Annotated in this window: 18 protein-coding genes and 1 tRNA gene; 11 read left to right on the forward strand and 8 right to left on the reverse strand. The window is 36.6% G+C overall.

Annotated features, from left to right (window positions below; all coding sequences use genetic code 11):
• Positions 1 to 31: 31 nt before the first annotated feature.
• The gene (locus CMCT_RS07895; protein WP_244948678.1) at positions 32 to 1,054 is read right to left on the reverse strand and encodes a helix-turn-helix transcriptional regulator; all 1,023 of its coding nucleotides are present in this window, start codon (positions 1,052 to 1,054) and stop codon (positions 32 to 34) included.
• Between CMCT_RS07895 and CMCT_RS07900 the strand changes: the two genes are divergently transcribed.
• A complete protein-coding gene (locus tag CMCT_RS07900) occupies positions 939 to 3,428 on the forward strand; it encodes a type III restriction-modification system endonuclease (RefSeq protein WP_244948679.1) in 2,490 nt (829 codons plus the stop codon). The genes CMCT_RS07895 and CMCT_RS07900 overlap by 116 nt on opposite strands.
• Positions 3,429 to 3,470: 42 nt before the next feature.
• Here the strand turns inward: CMCT_RS07900 and CMCT_RS07905 are convergent, their stop codons facing one another.
• Entirely contained in the window at positions 3,471 to 3,674 is a 204-nt protein-coding gene (locus CMCT_RS07905; RefSeq protein WP_051654862.1) for a helix-turn-helix domain-containing transcriptional regulator, read from the reverse strand.
• A 765-nt stretch (positions 3,675 to 4,439) separates the two neighbouring features.
• On the opposite strand from CMCT_RS07905, the gene CMCT_RS07910 reads away from it, so the two are divergent.
• Together CMCT_RS07910 and CMCT_RS07915 are read left to right on the forward strand one after the other, a co-directional pair.
• Positions 4,440 to 5,639, forward strand: a complete 1,200-nt coding sequence (locus CMCT_RS07910) for an ATP-binding protein (protein WP_034968321.1) — start codon at positions 4,440 to 4,442, stop codon at positions 5,637 to 5,639.
• A 23-nt stretch (positions 5,640 to 5,662) separates the two neighbouring features.
• Positions 5,663 to 7,246 (forward strand): DUF4435 domain-containing protein, encoded by a 1,584-nt coding sequence (locus tag CMCT_RS07915; protein ID WP_034968319.1) that lies wholly within the window; start codon positions 5,663 to 5,665, stop codon positions 7,244 to 7,246.
• 102 nt (positions 7,247 to 7,348) lie between these two features.
• Here the strand turns inward: CMCT_RS07915 and CMCT_RS07920 are convergent, their stop codons facing one another.
• The 3 genes from CMCT_RS07920 to CMCT_RS07930 form a co-directional block, all read right to left on the reverse strand.
• Positions 7,349 to 7,816, reverse strand: a complete 468-nt coding sequence (locus CMCT_RS07920; protein WP_034968317.1) for a hypothetical protein — start codon at positions 7,814 to 7,816, stop codon at positions 7,349 to 7,351.
• A gap of 272 nt (positions 7,817 to 8,088) precedes the next feature.
• Entirely contained in the window at positions 8,089 to 8,289 is a 201-nt protein-coding gene (locus CMCT_RS07925) for a hypothetical protein (RefSeq protein ID WP_176325100.1), read from the reverse strand.
• A 5-nt stretch (positions 8,290 to 8,294) separates the two neighbouring features.
• Positions 8,295 to 8,447 (reverse strand): hypothetical protein, encoded by a 153-nt coding sequence (locus CMCT_RS07930; RefSeq protein ID WP_176325101.1) that lies wholly within the window; start codon positions 8,445 to 8,447, stop codon positions 8,295 to 8,297.
• Positions 8,448 to 8,558: 111 nt separating this feature from the next.
• Between CMCT_RS07930 and CMCT_RS09330 the strand changes: the two genes are divergently transcribed.
• The 3 genes from CMCT_RS09330 to CMCT_RS07940 all read left to right on the forward strand — a co-directional run bounded on the left by CMCT_RS09330 (position 8,559) and on the right by CMCT_RS07940 (position 9,986).
• Positions 8,559 to 8,723 (forward strand): HTH domain-containing protein, encoded by a 165-nt coding sequence (locus CMCT_RS09330; RefSeq protein WP_244948642.1) that lies wholly within the window; start codon positions 8,559 to 8,561, stop codon positions 8,721 to 8,723.
• A 31-nt stretch (positions 8,724 to 8,754) separates the two neighbouring features.
• Positions 8,755 to 9,426, forward strand: a complete 672-nt coding sequence (locus CMCT_RS07935; protein WP_244948643.1) for a WYL domain-containing protein — start codon at positions 8,755 to 8,757, stop codon at positions 9,424 to 9,426.
• A 62-nt stretch (positions 9,427 to 9,488) separates the two neighbouring features.
• Complete coding sequence (locus tag CMCT_RS07940; protein ID WP_034968315.1) at positions 9,489 to 9,986, forward strand: hypothetical protein; 498 nt, start codon at positions 9,489 to 9,491, stop codon at positions 9,984 to 9,986.
• A 419-nt stretch (positions 9,987 to 10,405) separates the two neighbouring features.
• Here the strand turns inward: CMCT_RS07940 and CMCT_RS07945 are convergent.
• The 3 genes from CMCT_RS07945 to mraY all read right to left on the reverse strand — a co-directional run bounded on the left by CMCT_RS07945 (position 10,406) and on the right by mraY (position 12,832).
• A tRNA-Phe gene (locus CMCT_RS07945) sits at positions 10,406 to 10,481 on the reverse strand.
• Between the two features lie 62 nt (positions 10,482 to 10,543).
• Positions 10,544 to 11,737 (reverse strand): UDP-N-acetylmuramoyl-L-alanine--D-glutamate ligase, encoded by a 1,194-nt coding sequence (murD, locus tag CMCT_RS07950; protein WP_034968313.1) that lies wholly within the window; start codon positions 11,735 to 11,737, stop codon positions 10,544 to 10,546.
• Positions 11,738 to 11,764: 27 nt separating this feature from the next.
• On the reverse strand, positions 11,765 to 12,832 hold the full coding sequence (gene mraY, locus CMCT_RS07955) for a phospho-N-acetylmuramoyl-pentapeptide-transferase (protein WP_034968311.1): 1,068 nt from the start codon (positions 12,830 to 12,832) through the stop codon (positions 11,765 to 11,767).
• Between the two features lie 75 nt (positions 12,833 to 12,907).
• Here mraY and gpmI point away from each other — a divergent pair, with 75 nt between their 5' ends.
• From gpmI to accA, 5 genes are read left to right on the forward strand one after another with little or no spacing between them, the layout of a single operon-like run.
• Positions 12,908 to 14,374, forward strand: coding sequence for a 2,3-bisphosphoglycerate-independent phosphoglycerate mutase (gene gpmI, locus CMCT_RS07960; protein ID WP_034968308.1), 1,467 nt, complete (start codon positions 12,908 to 12,910; stop codon positions 14,372 to 14,374).
• A gap of 52 nt (positions 14,375 to 14,426) precedes the next feature.
• Positions 14,427 to 15,170 carry a 3-oxoacyl-ACP reductase FabG gene (gene fabG / locus CMCT_RS07965; protein ID WP_034968305.1) on the forward strand — a complete coding sequence of 248 codons (744 nt, stop codon included), beginning with the start codon at positions 14,427 to 14,429 and terminating at the stop codon, positions 15,168 to 15,170.
• A 60-nt stretch (positions 15,171 to 15,230) separates the two neighbouring features.
• The gene (acpP, locus tag CMCT_RS07970; protein ID WP_034968302.1) at positions 15,231 to 15,464 is read left to right on the forward strand and encodes an acyl carrier protein; all 234 of its coding nucleotides are present in this window, start codon (positions 15,231 to 15,233) and stop codon (positions 15,462 to 15,464) included.
• Between the two features lie 20 nt (positions 15,465 to 15,484).
• Positions 15,485 to 16,696 carry a beta-ketoacyl-ACP synthase II gene (locus CMCT_RS07975; protein WP_034968299.1) on the forward strand — a complete coding sequence of 404 codons (1,212 nt, stop codon included), beginning with the start codon at positions 15,485 to 15,487 and terminating at the stop codon, positions 16,694 to 16,696.
• Between the two features lie 2 nt (positions 16,697 to 16,698).
• Positions 16,699 to 17,634, forward strand: coding sequence for an acetyl-CoA carboxylase carboxyl transferase subunit alpha (accA, locus tag CMCT_RS07980; protein ID WP_034968296.1), 936 nt, complete (start codon positions 16,699 to 16,701; stop codon positions 17,632 to 17,634).
• Positions 17,635 to 17,943 lie beyond the last annotated feature (309 nt).

The raw sequence follows: 17,943 nt of genomic DNA on the forward strand, positions 1-17,943 counted from the left end.
ATTTTAATCCAAAAATTACTAGCGAGATAGCCTAAACATCTATCTGCTTTACATACTCTTTTATCTCTTTTTTTATCTCGTCAGCCAACCACTTTGGCGAAAGCACCTTGATAAATGGAATATAGTAGCAAATGAGCAGTTTTATCTGCATAACGTGAGTGAAATCTATCTCCATCTCCACCGAGCCGTCTTTGTCCTTGCCTGTAATGTTCTCGTTTATATAACGCTTTCTTTCAAAGTATTTAACCACCTTTTTATCAAGCAACAGCCTTGCGGTTTCTGGCTTTTCCAAACTTGCCCAAGCGGAATTTATAGCCCTTACTCTGTTTTCTAGCTCGTCGCTTATCTCAAATTTATTCTTAGTCGGCCTTATATCGCGTATGCTTTTTAAGTGAAATTTCTTAAACGTATCGCCCTTTTTACTATCAAGTAAAAGCAGATACCAAAAACCCTCAAAAAGTGCGAGTTTTAGCGGTTTTACACAAAACTCATAATCATTATAAACGCATTTTATCTCCACTCTATCACGCACGGCGTCTTCTAAAATTTGAAAATTTGCCAAGTCTTGTTCGCCCAGTTTTTCATTATTTATATTTGTTAGTATCGAATGATTTAGTTGCTCTGAAATTTGCGTTAGTAGCACGTGAGCTTTGCCATAAAAACTAGCCCCCATATTTTTAGCCACGTTATCAAGGATATTTAGCACCACCCTATCATCGCCGTCTAGTCCGTCATTTGCACTTTTATCGTCTATGCTCCACAGATGTCCGTTTTTAACCGCTCCATACTCTACTAGGGTTTCATACAAATCACGCTGCACTGTCTTTGTGCTAACACCTAGCATATTTGATAGCTCGGCTATCGTGTGAGGTCTATCTCTTAGCTTTTTAGACGCAAAATCGACAAAAGAGCATTTTAGAAACGAATATGAAAGAGAGATAAATTTATACGTAGTAGAGAGCAAAAGTGGTACAAAATCAAAAAAAGAGAGCCTACCACAAGCCATAAGCGACTTTGTAAATAAACAAAACGAGCCAAACCGCGAGATAGAAATTTTAATCATAAATGCCGGCATGATAAACTCGCAAACTCTAAGCACAACGTATCACAAAAGGCTTTTTGATATGTTTGATAGCCCGTTTGAAGCACTAGCCAATATAAAGCCGATACTAATCATCGACGAACCGCATAGATTTAAGCAAAGCAATAAAACATTTGAAAATATAAATAAAATCAACGCTCAGTATATTTTTAGGTTTGGAGCTACTTTTGACAATGAAGAGAGAAATTTAATATACAAACTCACGTCCGCACAGGCTTTTAATGATAATTTAGTAAAAGGCGTAAAAATTTTTATAAATGATTTTTCAAGCAACGAACAAGAAAACGTGGCATTAAAACTAAAAGATTTAAATGCTAATGAAGCGACATTTGAGTTAAACGAAAATGGCAAAAAGCGTGAATTTAAAATCGCCAAAAATGAAGCTATGGGAAAAATTCACAAAGATTTAAGCGATTTGTATCTGCAAAATTTAAACGCCAAAGTCGCTGTTTTATCAAACGGCTTAGAGCTAAGCAAAAATAGCGTCATAAATCCATACTCATACAATCAAACGCTTAATCAAAAGATGATAAACGAAGCTATAAATGAGCATTTTAAGCTAGAAGAACAGCTTTTTAAAAGAGAAGATAAGATAAAACCGCTCACGCTATTTTTTATAGATAATATCGATGAATACAGAGGTGAAAACGGTGCTTTAAGGCTTTATTTTGAGCAAATTTTAAAGGCAAAGATGAGCGAAATTTTAAAAAATGAAAGAGAAAAAAGCGACAAAAACGAGCCATATATAGAGTATCTTGAAAAATCGCTAAAAGATATAAGCCTAACTCACGGCGGATACTTTTCAAAGGATAACAGTGAAAGCGATGAGAAGATTGAAAAAGAGATAAATGAAATTTTACACGATAAAGAGTGGTTGCTAAGTGCTAAAAATCCACGCCGTTTTATCTTTTCAAAATGGACGCTAAGAGAGGGCTGGGATAATCCAAATGTTTTTGGAATTTGCAAACTCAGATCAAGTGGTAGCGTCACATCAAAGCTTCAAGAGGTCGGACGTGGGCTAAGGCTACCGGTAAATGAGTATGGCTCACGGATTAAGGACGGCGAGTTTTATCTGAATTATTTTGTTGATTTTACGGAGCGGGATTTTGCTTCAAGTTTGATTAGTGAGATAAATTTAAAATCGGAAGTTGCTATTTTTAGCGAAAATGATGAGAAAATAAGCGATGAGCTTGTAAAGAAAATTTGTGAAATTTATGAAAAAGACTACGATGATTTAATAGATGATTTGGCGGAGAAAAATATCATCTTAGCAAGTCGCAAATTTAAAGAAAATGGCTTTATAAAACTTAAAGAGCTATATCCGTTAGCGTTTATATCAAACGGCGTTAAGAAAGATAAAATCATTAACTCAAATGACAAAAGGCAAACGGCACACATTAGAGTGGCAAAATTTGATGAGCTAAAAGAGCTTTGGGAGAGGATTAATCAAAAGGCGATTTTGCAATACAATATACAAAGCGAAGATGAGTTTTTAGAGCTATTTAGCTCGTTTTTATCGCAAAATATTACAAATTTTAAACCTAACCTGATAGTAGCAAAAGAGCAGACGATTAAGATTAAAGATAGCATTGCCCACTTTGAAACCACCCAAAAGCTACAAGATGAAATTTTGCCTATCTCATATATGGCTTATGGCGAGTTTTTGATTAAACTATCTAGCGAGTTAAAGGCAAAAATCAGCACTATACACAACGCTTTTGGCAAAAATCCTGATTTGGATATTAATAAATTTTTAAATAATCAAACGATTAGGTTTATCAAAAATGGTTTTAGCAAATTTATACTTGATAACTCGATTAATAAATTTTCGGTTGAGTATAAAAAGATCACAAACAAAATAAACATCAATCCAACTGCATTTACAGATAGAATCGGCAATCCAAAAAGCGAGATAGAAGCTGGGAATTTAGGCGTTTGTAAAGATGATAAAGATGCTGTAAGTAGCTATTTATTTGATGAAATTTATTATGACTCGGAGCTTGAAAAAGACAATATACTCTCAAACATCGAATCAATAAGCGTTTTTACAAAAATCCCAAAAAACTCAATCAAAATTCCAGTCAGCGGTGGTGGCTCGTATAGCCCGGACTTTGCTTACGTGATAAAAGACAGGGCGGCAAATAGGACTTTGCATTTGATAGTTGAGGTAAAAAACAAAGAGGAGCGCGATTTAAGTAGTGATGAAAAACAAAAGATAGCTCACGCAAAAAAGTTTTTTAAAACCATTAGCGAGAGTGTAAAAATAGAGTTTAAAACGCAACTACAAGGTCAAAAGATAAGGGATTTAATCGCAAAAATGGTTTAGAAACGACAACTTGATATTATCTATAATACGTGTTTGCCTTTATTATGTTGTTTGTAAATTTTGTTCATCATTTTTACTATCACAGCTCTGATTACAATCTACACCCTTACTTATAGCTACGTTGGATATGGCACGTTTAAGTTCATCAATATCTCCGTCAGCCAAAACTTGGTTCAAATACTCCCTACGCAATTCATCGCTTGTAAGGTAGTCCTCTACCTTAAATTCTGTAAATTTTTCTCTCATAAGTAGTCCTTTAAATCTTTATAAACATATCACATTCTTTATTGCTACTGCGTAATAATTTATATTATTTTTCGCCAAAAATATAAAATTTTAAAGCTTTTTATCTTGTTTATTAAGTATGGTTTTGAATCTAGATTGATTTTATAAGTTGAATGGTGGTTAGAGGCAGAATCGAATTACTAAGCATTTCTTAAGATTTATTTTGATTTATAAAGCCCTAAAATACGCTTTTCTAAGTTTTATATAAGTTTATTATAATTGCTAAAAATGTCTAAATAGATGGCACCCAATATGGCACCCATTTAAAAATTAAAGATCTGCGTGTTTTATTTCGACATGCAGATTTTAAATCTTTATGTTTATCTTTTTGGATTAATATATTTTAAGTTATATATTGTTTGTTTTTATAAATTTATGACAATTAAAATAAAGGTTGTATCTAGTAGTGTGGTAATAGTGTAAACTTTAAGGTGCCGACTTATGTCCTACAACAACTTGATATTAATCATAAAGCAAAATAAGATCGGCTGGATAGCAAAAGTAGGAATTTGCGCAAAGAATTTGATGCCGATATCCCAATGATCAAAAAGATAGTATAAGTCAAAAAAGGGTTTAGATTGCCATTGTGGATATAGTATTGGATGTAAATGTATATAGTCATTTACAATAATACACGTTTTTATTTAAAAAATAATCTTGTATGTATTTTATTCCATGTATTTTTATGCTATAATTGTATTGTATTACATAATTTAGGAATAAGCCATGTTAGATCAACTTTTTTTAAAAAGCAATGACCTTATAAGGTTAAACAACCATAAATTTAAAAGATATTTTATAGATTCCAAGGATTTATCTCACAGGCTTATCGTTATTCTGGGACAAAGAGGTATAGGAAAGACTACTACTATAGCCCAGCTAGCTAGCAAAAACAAAGATAGCCTTTATTTGAGCTTAGATGATATAGAGATATCAAACGATATAACTTCTATCATAAGAGAATTCGCACTAAACGGCGGTAAATACCTATATCTTGACGAAATTCATAAAAACAAGGATATATCGGCGATCTTAAAATTCGCTTACGATAACTTTAAGGAGCTAAACATAGTAGCTACGGGTTCATCCGCCCTCGAAGTACTAAAGAGCTCTCACGATCTAAGCAGAAGAGCCATCGTTTATAAGATGAACGGAATGAGCTTTAGGGAGTATCTAGGGCTAAGGTATGGTATAAATTTAGAAGCGGTTGAACTTAACAATTTGCTCGCAAGCCATCAGGAGATGGCTGTTGATATTATTAATACTTTAAAACAAAAAGAGCTAGCTGCCATTAGGCTTTTTAGAGAGTATCTAAAGGTAGGCTACTATCCATATTATAACGATATGCCAAATAATACTGCCTTTTATCAGACTCTAAGACAAAGCATAGAAGCCACGATAGATAGTGATCTTTTAAGCATATATCCAAATTTAAACGGCAACACGGCAAGAAAACTAAAGATCTTAACCCATGCCATAAGTGCAAACGTCCCGTATCAACCAAATTACTCAAGCCTAAAATCGCTTGTTGATATAAGAGACGATAGAACACTAAAAGAGTATCTTGCTATGCTTGATGGTGCTGGACTTATAAGGCTTCTCATGAAAAACGAGCTAGCTATAAAAAACATGGATAAGGCGGATAAAATTTACCTTGAAAATACAAATTTAATGTATCTAAATAATCCTGATATGGGCAATGTGAGAAAAACTTTCTTTGCCAATCAGCTTGGAAATATTACTGAAATTTACTCGGGCAAACATGGTGACTTTATGGTTGGTAATAATTTTACATTTGAAATAGGTGGAGCTAAAAAGAGCTTTGAACAGATAAAAGATATGCCAAACTCGTATGTAGCAGCTGACGATATTGAAGTTGGGGTCGGCAATAAGATACCACTATGGTTGTTTGGGTTTTTGTATTAATAATTTAAAACTAGGAGTATGTCGTGTTTGAATATAAAGTACCAAAAAAAGAAGATGGTGGGTTTGATCCAAAATCAACAGAAAGTAATAGTGTAATAATTATAGGTGCCAATGGTTCTGGCAAAAGCAGACTTGGAGCATGGATGGAGCAGCAGGATCTAGATAAAATTCACAGAATAGGTGGTCAAAGAAAATTAAATTTTCATGAGGAGGTCCCTTTAAAAAGTGAAAAGGCTTCGGTTAATGGTTTCATGTATGCAAATGAAGATGCATCCAATAGCTACTCCTTGAATAAAAATTATCGTTGGTCGGATGGTAAAGAATATGTGACAAAACTTATTGATGATTTTGATTATGTATTATCTGCTTTATTGACCAATAAAAATACTACTAATTCAAAGTTTGTCGAAAACTGTAAAAAGGCTGAATGCGAAGGTAAAGAAAAACCAAATGTTCCACTTAATTCGCTAGATAAATTAAAGTCTATTTGGAGTGCCATTTTCCCGCATAGAGCCATTATGGAAGAGGATAGCAAATTTTATGCTATTTGCAATTGTAATGGTGAAAAATATTCTGCAACACAGATGAGCGATGGTGAACGTTCGGTGCTTTATTTGGCGGCACAAGTTTTATGTATACCGGAAAATAAAACTATAATAATAGATGAACCAGAGTTACACTTACATGGTTCAATAATGAATAAGCTTTGGAGTGAATTAGAAAGAATTAGAAACGATTGTTTGTTTATATACATAACTCACGACACAAAATTTGCTGCCAATCACTCAGGTTCAGACATTATCTGGGTAAAAGAATATAATAGGGGTATGTGGAAATATGAGTACATAAATGATGATATATTTCCCGAGGATATGCTTTTTGATATATTAGGAAGCAGAAAAAGAATAATTTTTGTAGAAGGAAATGGTAATAGTTTAGACGTGCGTTTGTATGCATTAATCTACAATAATTACAAAATAATACCTTGCGGAAGTTGTGAAAAGGTTATTGAATACACAAAAGCTTTTAATGCCATAAAGAATATGCACGATAATGAAGCGTTTGGTTTAATAGATAGAGATTTTAGGTCAGAATACGAGATATCTAAATATAAAAAAGATAATGTATTTGCAATAGAGGTTGCGGAAGTTGAGAACTTGTTTATAGTGAAAGAGCTTATAGAATTTATGTCAAACAAAATGGCATGTGAGAAATTTGACTTTATAGAAATGGAAAAACAAATTAAAGATAGATTTTTAAAACAAAAACGGCAACAGATCAATAATGCAGTGATTTCGGAATTAAAATATCAACTATCAACGCTAGAAATATGTGATTTGCAAACAATATACGAAGACATACATACAAAAATTAAAATAGACGATATAAAAAACGAAAAATTAATAATATATGATAGTGCTAAAGAATATGTAGAAATATTAAAAATTTTCAATGAAAAAGGAATTGTAAAAAGCGTAGGGCATTATTTCAACTTAAAAAATAAAGAATACTGTAATCAAGTGTTGCGCTTCCTGGAGAGGGAAGACAAAAATACGGTAGTTGAAATTTTTTCTAACTATTTACCCGGAGATATTGATTTAAGCTGATTTTTCATTACGGTCTTTTTCGCATCTCGCAAGCAAGATGGCTTTATTGTAGAAAAGTAAGACCAAATAAGATCTTATTTTATTAGCAAAGCGCTGCCGATTTTACGGCTTTTCTAGTAGCATTTGGCGCGGCTTTTTACCTTTTGCTTGTGCCTGTGCTACAGCTACGGTGCCCCAGCGGGTAATGAGTTGCTCGACCTCGCACGCTAAATTTTTGCTTTGGTCATTTCCCTTGAGCGACACCGCTATTAGCTCGCAAACTATCTTACTCAGCGCTCGATCGAGTATTTTTAAAATTCGGCGCAAAGGGCTAAGCTCAAATGAGTTTTTGGATTTTAGCCCTTCTATTCTTTTTTGCCTTTTTGCTAGCCATTCGTTTATTTTGTAGTATTCGTTAAATTTAAGATCGTCATCTGCGCCTAGCTCGGGATTATTGATAATGTTTTCAAAACTCTCAAACCTATCTTTGTAATACCCCAACACTTCATCGGCGTCCTTGTATGAAGTTGTATTATCGGCGATTTGTTTTAAAATATCGCTTATTTTTGCAAAAGACTTACTCGTGTTCATTTTTCCTCCTTGACTTTATCGCAAAATTCCACTCCGCCTACCTCCCAATCATACTCCCCGGCAATAGTCGCCAGGTTTTGCGCCATAGCCTGCAGTTGCCTTAGGGCTTCTTTCATCGCACTTGCCTTACTGCTTCCGTTCATGCCGGCTTGTAGGTTTTGAACGCTTATGGCTATTTGGAGCTGAGTTAGCGTCCAATAAAATTTGATCAAAGCCTTATCTAGACCTATCTGGGCTAGCGGGTTTATGGCTAAATTTATAGCATCATTTTCCTACTCGCCGTAGTCTTTGCCGATTTCTAAAAGCAGCTCAGGTAAATAGTTTTCGTGAAATTTACTCTCCATCCTAGATAGCTTTTTTAGGATATTCTCGTCTATTTCATTATACTCATCTAGTCCCATAGCCGTTTTAGCAGCGTATCCGATAGTTTTTGCTACGTCTCCAAAGGGACCAAAGGCATCTTTATAGTACATATTGTCTATTTCTCGCTCATCTGCGTCAATGGGTTTTTAGTTAGCTTTATGCTTTGGGTTAAATTTAGCATTTGACCCGCTAGTTCGCTCATCTTAAAGCTCTTTGCTTTAGCTACCGCCTCGTTAGCCTTTTGGATAAAATCTACGTTTAAACTCATTTGATCTCCTTTGATTTAAATTACAACGTAAATTTAGCATTGCATAGCGACAGGTTGTGTCGCAAGGAAAAAATTAGCTAAAATACGTCAAATTTAAATAGGAAGGTTAAAATGCGCTCTCACGATAAAATCGCCGTCAGGCTTACTCAAATCATAGTAAAGCTAAACAGCGGTGAAAGACTAAGCATAGACGAGCTCGTAGAAGAGTTTAGCGTAAATAAAAGGACTATTTTAAGAGACTTTGAGCGGCTTAGTATCCTACCTATCCAAAAATAAAACGGCAAGTATTTTCTAGAGGAGTACGCTCTTGGGCAAACTAGGCTTTAAGGACATAAAAGCCTTTGCCGCGCTAATTGGCGCAAGATCGCTATTTCCAGAGCTAGACAGTAGATTTATCAGCGACGTTTTAAACGAGAAGCTAAACAAAGCCTATCTAATCAAAAACCAAGGGTTTGAAAGTATACAAATTTCAAGAGACGACTTTGAAGCTGTAAGTGCCGCAGTCATCAAAAACCGTATCTTGGAGTGTGAATATAACGGTAAAGAGCGCAAACTAAACCCGTATAAACTAATAAATAATAGCGGCATATGGTATCTGCTAGCAGATCACGAGGGTAAACTTAAAAATTTCACTCTCTCTAAAATAAAACATATAAAGATAAAGGGCGATACGTTTACTGCAAACGCCGAGTTTTTAAAACGTATCGAAAAAAACGACACAAACTGGTTTTCGGATGCCAAATTTAAGGTTACGCTTGAAATCAAAAACGAAGCTATGGAGTATTTTAAGAGAAAAGAGTTTTTGCCAAACTACGAAGTAGTGCAAGAAGAAGAGGATAAAATTATCATAAGCACAGAAGTAGCTTATAACGACAAGATACTGCGGGTTGTAAAATATTGGCTACCGTTTATAAAGATACTCGAACCAAACAATTTGAGAGATAAATTTGAGGAGCTACTCAGAGATTATTTAAAATGACATAACCTGTCACAGATATTTTATAAAATCTCCTAAAATAGTTTTAATTTAGGAGATAAACTATGAAAGAAAATATGACGAGTAAAAATTCGAAAAACGCTAGCGAACTCAAAAGTGTCGGCGAAGATCTAAATTTAAATCTGCCTATCACTAAATACGAAATGGCTAGAAGCGATCTTTTTAATCTAGTTTATTCCTTGGGACGTAAATTGAACGAAGCCGACGTTGTGGTAGTGTCTCTGGATGCAAACGCCAAACAATACATGCAAGATGTTTGTCTTTTGTTAGATAAGCAAGTGGAGGATTGGAGAAAGGTTTATTATGTCCAATGGATAGAAGACTTTACGGGCGTAATCAAAGACGTCAATAAAATTTTACGCATATACGTTAAATATTTTAACGAACGCGACCTTCAAGAGGCTGCCGCGGCGCACGACGTATGCAAAAGACTAGTATCGATAAATATGTTAAGCGATAATAAATTCGATAGAAATGCTAAACTAGATTTGATGATCTGTTTTAGGCGACTAAGCCATATTTTAAATTTGGATATCGTTTAGCGACTATATTTATAAGATTTTCACATTCTGCAATGGGCTTTAAAAGGGTTTTAGGGATAATCCCTAACGAGGTCTTTTGTCTGACTTGTCAGACAAAAAGTATCCTCGCCCAGATAAGAAAATTTTTGATTGCTACCATTTTACTAGCCATATCCCTGGAATAAAAACTTAAGATTTATATAAGAATTATCCATTTGTCTAATTTGGATTAAGTGGCTGTTGTTAAAAAAATATTAAGATTTTTAGGTTGTTCGATTTTTATAAAAATATTTTATATATATTCTAGACTATATCATCTGCTTTGACCGTATGGCTATGGTTTTAAAAATAGAAAAATTACTAAAACATGGTACCCAAGATGGTACCTAGCCAAACCTTAAAGCTTCAAAATATCGATAAAATTGGGATTTATAAAGAAATGGTGGTTAGAGGCAGAATCGAACTGCCGACACGCAGATTTTCAGTCTGCTGCTCTACCGACTGAGCTATCCAACCACCTAAAAAGAAAGGTGATTATACATTTAAAAATATAATTTTTAGCTTAAATTACAAATATTTTATAAATTTAGCACAAATTCTTTAAATTTATCCCCACGCTCGGCATAACTTTTAAACTGATCAAGACTAGCACAAGCCGGGCTTAAAAGTGCGATCTCGCCCTGTTTTAAAACCTTTGAAATTTCACTTACTGCTACCTCTAAAAAATCGCACTGAACGCACTCATAACCAAATGATTTACTCATATCAAAAAGCTTTTTGGCATTTGAGCCAATTGTATAAATTCGCACATTTATACCGCTTAAAGCCCCAAAAACAGGGCTTAAATCCACACCCTTATCATCGCCACCCAAAATGAGATGAAGCGGTTTATCAAAATATCGTTTTATCGCCTGAATCGTTGCATCAATGTTTGTTGCCTTCGTGTCATTTACCCAAACTCGCCCCATTTTATCGCTAAATTCTTCAAGTTTATTTGGCTCAATTACAAAGCCATTAAGCTCTGCCACATCGCACCTATCAAGCAAAATTTTCTGCACCGACAAAGCTAAAAGTGCGTCCATTAAAAACGGCGTTTTAAAGGCTATCTCATCAATTTTAACTCCACAAAATTTAGCCAAATCATCTTCATTTTCATAAGCGATCACGTGCGCAAGAGTTGGCATTTTTGCGTAAATTTTTGGCAAAATCGCCACACTATTTTCGCTCATCACGCTTAGCGGTTTTAGCTTGGCTTTTTCATACTCGCTAAAATCGCCGTGCCAACTAAGATGATCTGGCGTGATAGGCAAAAGCACGTAGATACCCGGCTTTGCGGTCTTTGTGTAGTGCATCGTAAATGAGCTGGTCTCTAACACCCAAATTTTGGCATTTTTATCCAGATTTGCAAGTGCCACGCCGACATTGCCGCCCATGACCGAGCCGTAGCCTTCAAGCAAGTGCTGGGTCATCTTTGTGGTGGTCGTCTTGCCGTTTGTCCCGCTAATCCAAACGCAAAATGGCGTGATATCCGCAAAATAGTCGTATTCGCTGATTAAATTTCTAGCCTTTTTAATAAGCTCGTGGCTTGGGGCGATACCGGGACTTGTGATTTCAAGCTCACTTTTTAAGCCGTCAAACTCACTAACAGGCAACAGAGTATTGCCAAACTCGTCGCGCGAAATTTGCTCAAATTTATCGTCAAATATATCCCAACCGCCACTTTTTGCTATCGCTTTTGTCGTGCCACCGTAGCCAAATAAGCTTTTTTTCATATAAGTCCTTTAAATCTTAGCGGTATTTTAGCGAAGCTTTAACGCAATTAACGCAACCAAATTTGCAAGCAACGCAATAATCCAAAATCTAATGATTATCTTATTTTCAGCCCAGCCTTTCATCTCAAAGTGATGATGAATTGGTGCCATTAAAAATATCCGCTTTTTATTTCGGTATTTGTAGCTTGTGGTTTGCAAAATCACACTTAAAGTTTCAATCACAAAGACAAAACCTACCAAAATTAAAAGCACCTCATTTTTACTCATAACGCCCATAAGTCCGATAAATCCGCCAATACTAAGACTACCACTATCGCCCATAAAAATCTGTGCTGGATAGCAGTTGTACCATAAAAACCCGAGCAATCCGCCAATCATCGCAGAAGCTACAATTATAACTTCACCCAAATTTGCAACTTTTGGCAAATAAAGATACGAGCTAAACACGGCGTGACCGCTAAGATATGCAAAAACGCCAAGCGTGATTAGCGAAAAAATGCTTGGCACTGCTGCAAGTCCGTCAAGTCCGTCGGTTAAATTTACAGAATTTGATGTTGCTACAAGCACCAAAACCCAAAAAAACACGCTAAAAATTCCCATATCAAAGAGTGAAAATTTATAAAACGGCACGTAAAATGCACCGCCTAAATCAGTGCAAAAATAGAGCAATCCACAAACAGCAAAAGATAGCACCAAAAGCGATATCATCTTTGCCTTTGGGCTAAGCCCAGCGTGATTTTTTCGCCCAACAATCTTTGAATAATCATCAAAAAAACCAATCCCACAAAACCCAAGAAGCGTCAAAAGCGAAATAAGCACGTAGGCGTTATCAAGTCTAGCACAAAGAATGCTTGCCAAAACTGCCGTGCTTACAAACACAAGTCCGCCCATTGTAGGTGTTTTGCCCTTTTCTTGATGCGTTTTTGGGGCTAACTCATATATAGGCTGACTTGCATTTTTTGCCTTTGCCCAAGCGATAAATTTTGGCATAGCATAAATCGCTATAAAAAATGCGATGAAAAATGCCATACCGGCACGAACGGTTAAGTATTGAAAAAAATTTAAATTTATGAGTTCATAAAGATAGTAAAACAAAATTTTGCCTTTATTTTAAAAAAGGTTGATTTTAGTATAATGCCACTAAAATTTTCATAAATTTACGGAGCTAAAATGGGGCAAAAAACTATACTTGTCATCACTGACGGCATAGGACACAACAAAAGCGAAAATTTCAACGCATTTGCAGCGGCAAAAAAGCCAACATACGACTGGCTATTTAAGAACGCACCGCACACTTTACTAAAGACATCTGGACTTGCCGTGGGGCTACCAGATGGGCAAATGGGCAACTCAGAAGTTGGGCATATGACCATTGGTGCTGGACGAATTTTGTATCAAAATTTAGTAAAAATCGATAAAGCGATAGAAAATGGCGACTTTTTGCGTGATGAAAATTTACAAAATTTATTTAAAAAATGCAAAAATATCCATATCATCGGACTTTACTCAAACGGCGGTGTGCATTCGCATTTATCGCATTTTCACGCACTTTTTAATTTAGCAAAAAATGCAGGTTGCAACGCCCACGCTCATATCATCACTGACGGCAGGGATGTCTTGCCAAAATCAGCCTTTGAGTTTGTAAAAAACGGCGAAAAAGAGCTAAAAATTTCAAGCGTTTGCGGTCGCTTTTACGCTATGGATAGGGATAATCGCTGGGAGAGGATAAAAGAGGCGTATGATGCGTATTTTGGGGTGCTTTCGCCACTTAACATAAAACCAAGCGAGTATATAAAACAAAGCTATGAAAAGGGCGAGTTTGATGAATTTATAAAACCTGCTACATTTGGCGATTTTAACGGCATAAAGGCTGATGATGGCGTGGTGTTTATAAATTTTAGAAACGATAGAGCAAGAGAGCTAACCTTGGCTTTTGGAGATGATGATTTTAGTGCATTTAATCGCCCATTTGTGCTAAAAAATATCATCACAATGACCGAATATGACGCTAAATTTAGCTACCCAGTTTTAACTAAAAAAGATGAGCTAAAAAATACTCTTGCCCAAGTTATATCGGACGCTAAAAAAACGCAGTTTCATACTGCTGAAACCGAAAAATACGCACACGTTACCTTTTTCTTTAATGGTGGCGTTGAGGATATGGTGGAGAATGAAACTAGGCTTCTCGTGCCTAGCCCAAAGGTCGCCACATACGATAAAATACCACAAATGAGCGCGGACGAAGTTTGCAGTGCCGTTTTAAACGCTATAAATTCCGGCTTTGACTTCATCGTGGTAAATTTCGCAAACGGCGATATGGTCGGACACACTGGCGATTTTGACGCCTCAGTTAAAGCCGTTGAAGCTGTTGATGAGTGTTTGGGTAAAATTTTAAAATCAGCACAAGAAAACGGCTATGCCTACGTGCAAACTAGCGATCACGGCAACTGCGAAGCTATGCGTGATGAAAACGGCGAGATGCTTACAAATCACACGACTTTTGACGTGTTCTGCTTTATTTTGGCGCAAAATGTCAGCGAGTTAAAAAGTGGCTTGGGACTAGCAAACGTCGCTTCGTCGGTACTAAAAATAATGGAACTTGAAATTCCAAAAGAGATGGATGAGCCACTATTTTAAAATTTTTTTGCTAAAATACGAGGTTTAAAATTTAAATTATAAAAGGATAAATATGAAATTTTCAGGAAAAAATGTGTTAATCACTGGTGCAAGTCGCGGTATCGGAGCACAGATTGCAAGGACTTTAGCACAAATGGGGCTAAAAGTGTGGATAAACTACCGCTCAAAACCAGAAATCGCAGACGCTTTGGCTGACGAGATAAACAAAAATGGCGGTGTGGCAGCAGTCATAAAATTTGACGTTACAGATGAAGACGAGTTTATAAAGGGCATAAATTTGATCGTTGATAGTGACGGCGAGTTAAGCTATCTTGTAAATAACGCAGGTATCACAAATGACAAACTCGCACTTCGTATGAAAACTGACGAATTTACTAGCATTCTAGACGCAAATCTAACTTCAACATTTATCGGTTGTCGTGAGGCACTTAAAGTGATGAGCAAAAAGCGTTTTGGAGCAGTTGTAAATGTTGCTTCGATAGTCGGCGAGATGGGTAATGCCGGACAAGTTAATTACTCGGCCAGCAAAGGTGGAATGATAGCAATGAGCAAGAGTTTTGCCAAAGAAGGTGCAAGTAGAAACGTTCGCTTTAACTGCGTCACACCAGGCTTTATACAGACAGATATGACAGCTGTTTTAAGTGACGAGATAAAACAAAGCTATGTAAATAGCATCCCACTAAAAAGACTTGGAGAACCACGCGAGATCGCCGAAGCTGTCGCGTTTTTATTAAGCGATCACGCAAGTTATATCACTGGCGATGTGCTTAAAATAAACGGCGGACTTTATATGTAAGGCTTTATTTAAGTTTAAATATTATAAAATAGGCACGATTTTTTTATAAGGAGAACAAAAATGGCAATATTTGAAGATGTTAGAGATGTAGTTGTGGAGCAGCTAAGCGTTGAGCCAAATGCTGTGAAACTAGAATCAAAAATCATTGAAGACCTAGGCGCTGATAGCCTTGACGTTGTTGAGCTTGTTATGGCTCTTGAAGAGAAATTTGGTATTGAAATTCCTGATGGTGAAGCAGAAAAACTTATAAGCATTTCTGACGTTGTAACTTATATAGAAAAACTTGGCAAATAAGCCTTGTTAAAGGAGAAGTATTGAAGCGAGTCGTAGTAACAGGCATAGGTATGATAACCGCACTTGGGCTTGATAAAGAGAGCTCTTTTAAGGCTATTTGCGATGGCAAAACTGGCGTAAAACGCATAACTTCGTTTGATGTTAGCGATTTTCCGGTGCAGATTGCTGCTGAGATTACAGACTTTGATCCACTTAGTGTATTTGATGGCAAAGAAGTTAAAAAAGTAGATCGCTTCATACAACTTGGTGCAAAGGCTGCAAAAGAGGCTATGGAGGACGCAAATTTTGGCGACTTTGATAGCACAACATTTGGCGTAAGCTCGGCTGCTGGTATCGGCGGTCTACCAAATATTGAGAAAAACTCTCAAACACTTTTAGAAAAGGGTGTGAGAAAAATTTCTCCATTTTTTATTCCGTCGGCACTTGTTAATATGCTTGGCGGTATAGTTTCGATAAATCATAAACTTCAAGGACCAAATTTATCAAGTGTTACCGCTTGTGCGGCAGGGACTCACGCACTCTCACAAGGTGCAAAGTGCATAATGATAGGACAGGCAAAAAAAATGCTAGTCGTCGGTGCTGAATCGACAATCTGTGCCGTAGGCGTAGGTGGTTTTGCTGCGATGAAAGCGCTTTCAACAAGAAATGATGACCCAGAACACGCATCACGCCCGTTTGACGGCGATAGAGATGGTTTTGTTATGGGCGAAGGCGCTGGAGCTTTGGTGCTTGAAGAGTATGAAGAGGCAAAAGCTAGAGGTGCTAAAATTTACGCTGAGATAGTTGGTCTTGGCGAGAGCGGGGACGCTCACCATATCACTTCACCAACGCTTGAAGGCCCAGCGAGTGCGATGAGACAAGCTCTGAATATGGCTGGAAATTTAAAGATTGACTACGTGAATGCTCACGGCACTTCAACACCTACAAATGACAAAAATGAAACAGCAGCCCTAAAGGAAATTTTTGGCGCAAACTGCCCACCAGTAAGCTCAACAAAAGGGCAAACCGGACACTGTCTAGGCGGTGCTGGTGCGATTGAAGCGGTCATTTCGGTTATGGCGATACGTGATGGCATTATCCCACCAACCATAAATCAAATCACTCCAGATCCTGATTGCGACTTAGACTATGTGCCAAACGTAGCTAGAAAAGCGGAGTTAAAGGCTGTTATGAGCAACTCATTTGGTTTTGGTGGCACAAACGGATCTGTTATTTTTAAGAAAGTGGATTGAAAATGTCAAGCTATTTGGATTTTGAAAAGAGCATAAAACAGATAGATGACGATATCGCTAGTGCAAAAATTAAAGGCGATAGTCACGCTGTTGAAATTCTAAATAAAAATTTAGAAAAAGAGGTTGCAAAGGTTTATAAAAATTTAAACGAATATCAGCGTTTGCAACTAGCACGTCATCCAGATAGACCATACTCGATAGATTATATTAAGCTTCTGCTTAGTAACTACTACGAAATTCACGGAGATAGAGCCTTTAGAGATGACCCTGCAATAGTCTGCTACTTAGGATACCTTGGTGGACACAGAGTCATGGTAATAGGCGAACAAAAAGGCAGAGGCACAAAAAATAAGCTAAAACGCAATTTTGGTATGCCTCATCCAGAGGGATATAGAAAGGCTCTAAGAGCTGCTAAAATAGCCGAGAAATTCTCAATCCCTATATTGTTTTTAATAGACACTCCGGGTGCATATCCTGGCGTGGGAGCTGAGGAGCGTGGACAGAGCGAGGCAATCGCTAGAAATCTTTTTGAATTTGCAAATTTAAAAACTCCAACAATAGCCGTAGTCATCGGCGAAGGTGGCAGCGGTGGAGCATTGGCAATAGGTGTTGCTGATAGACTTGCGATGATGAAAAACTCGGTATTTTCAGTCATCTCTCCGGAGGGCTGTGCTGCCATACTTTGGAACGACCCAGCAAAGCAAGAACAAGCCACAAAGGTTATGAAAATCACAGCCGATGATCTAAAATCCCTAAAACTAATCGATGACGTGATACCTGAACCGATAAACGGTGCTCACAGAGATAAAGACAATGCTGCAAAAGCAATAGGTGAGTATTTTGTATCACAAATAGCACAGCTACAATCCCTAGGCATTGATGAGCTAATCGCAAAAAGAATGGATAAAATTTTATCAGTCGGTGTTTATGAGAGTTAGAGCTATATTTTAATTAGCTCGTTGTAGTAATCATCTAAAAGGCTTCTTTTATAGCTCATATAGGGTCACGCAAAGCAGTGCTATCTAATTTGCTTAACTAAACCTACAACAATGGTGTTTATTTTGCAATAACACCCTCACCTAAATTTGTCATCAAATATAGTTTTTATAGATGAGATTGTAGCCAAAAGTACAACAGACAAATTTATAAGCGTATAAGGACGTTTGGTAACATTTTGATTAGCGTAAATCAAAGTGCAATTATTTCCAGTAGGTATTTTCATTGTCTAAATAGCTATTTTATTTTGA

Origin of the sequence: Campylobacter mucosalis, from assembly GCF_013372205.1 — a bacterium.
GTDB classification, from domain to species: domain Bacteria; phylum Campylobacterota; class Campylobacteria; order Campylobacterales; family Campylobacteraceae; genus Campylobacter_A; species Campylobacter_A mucosalis.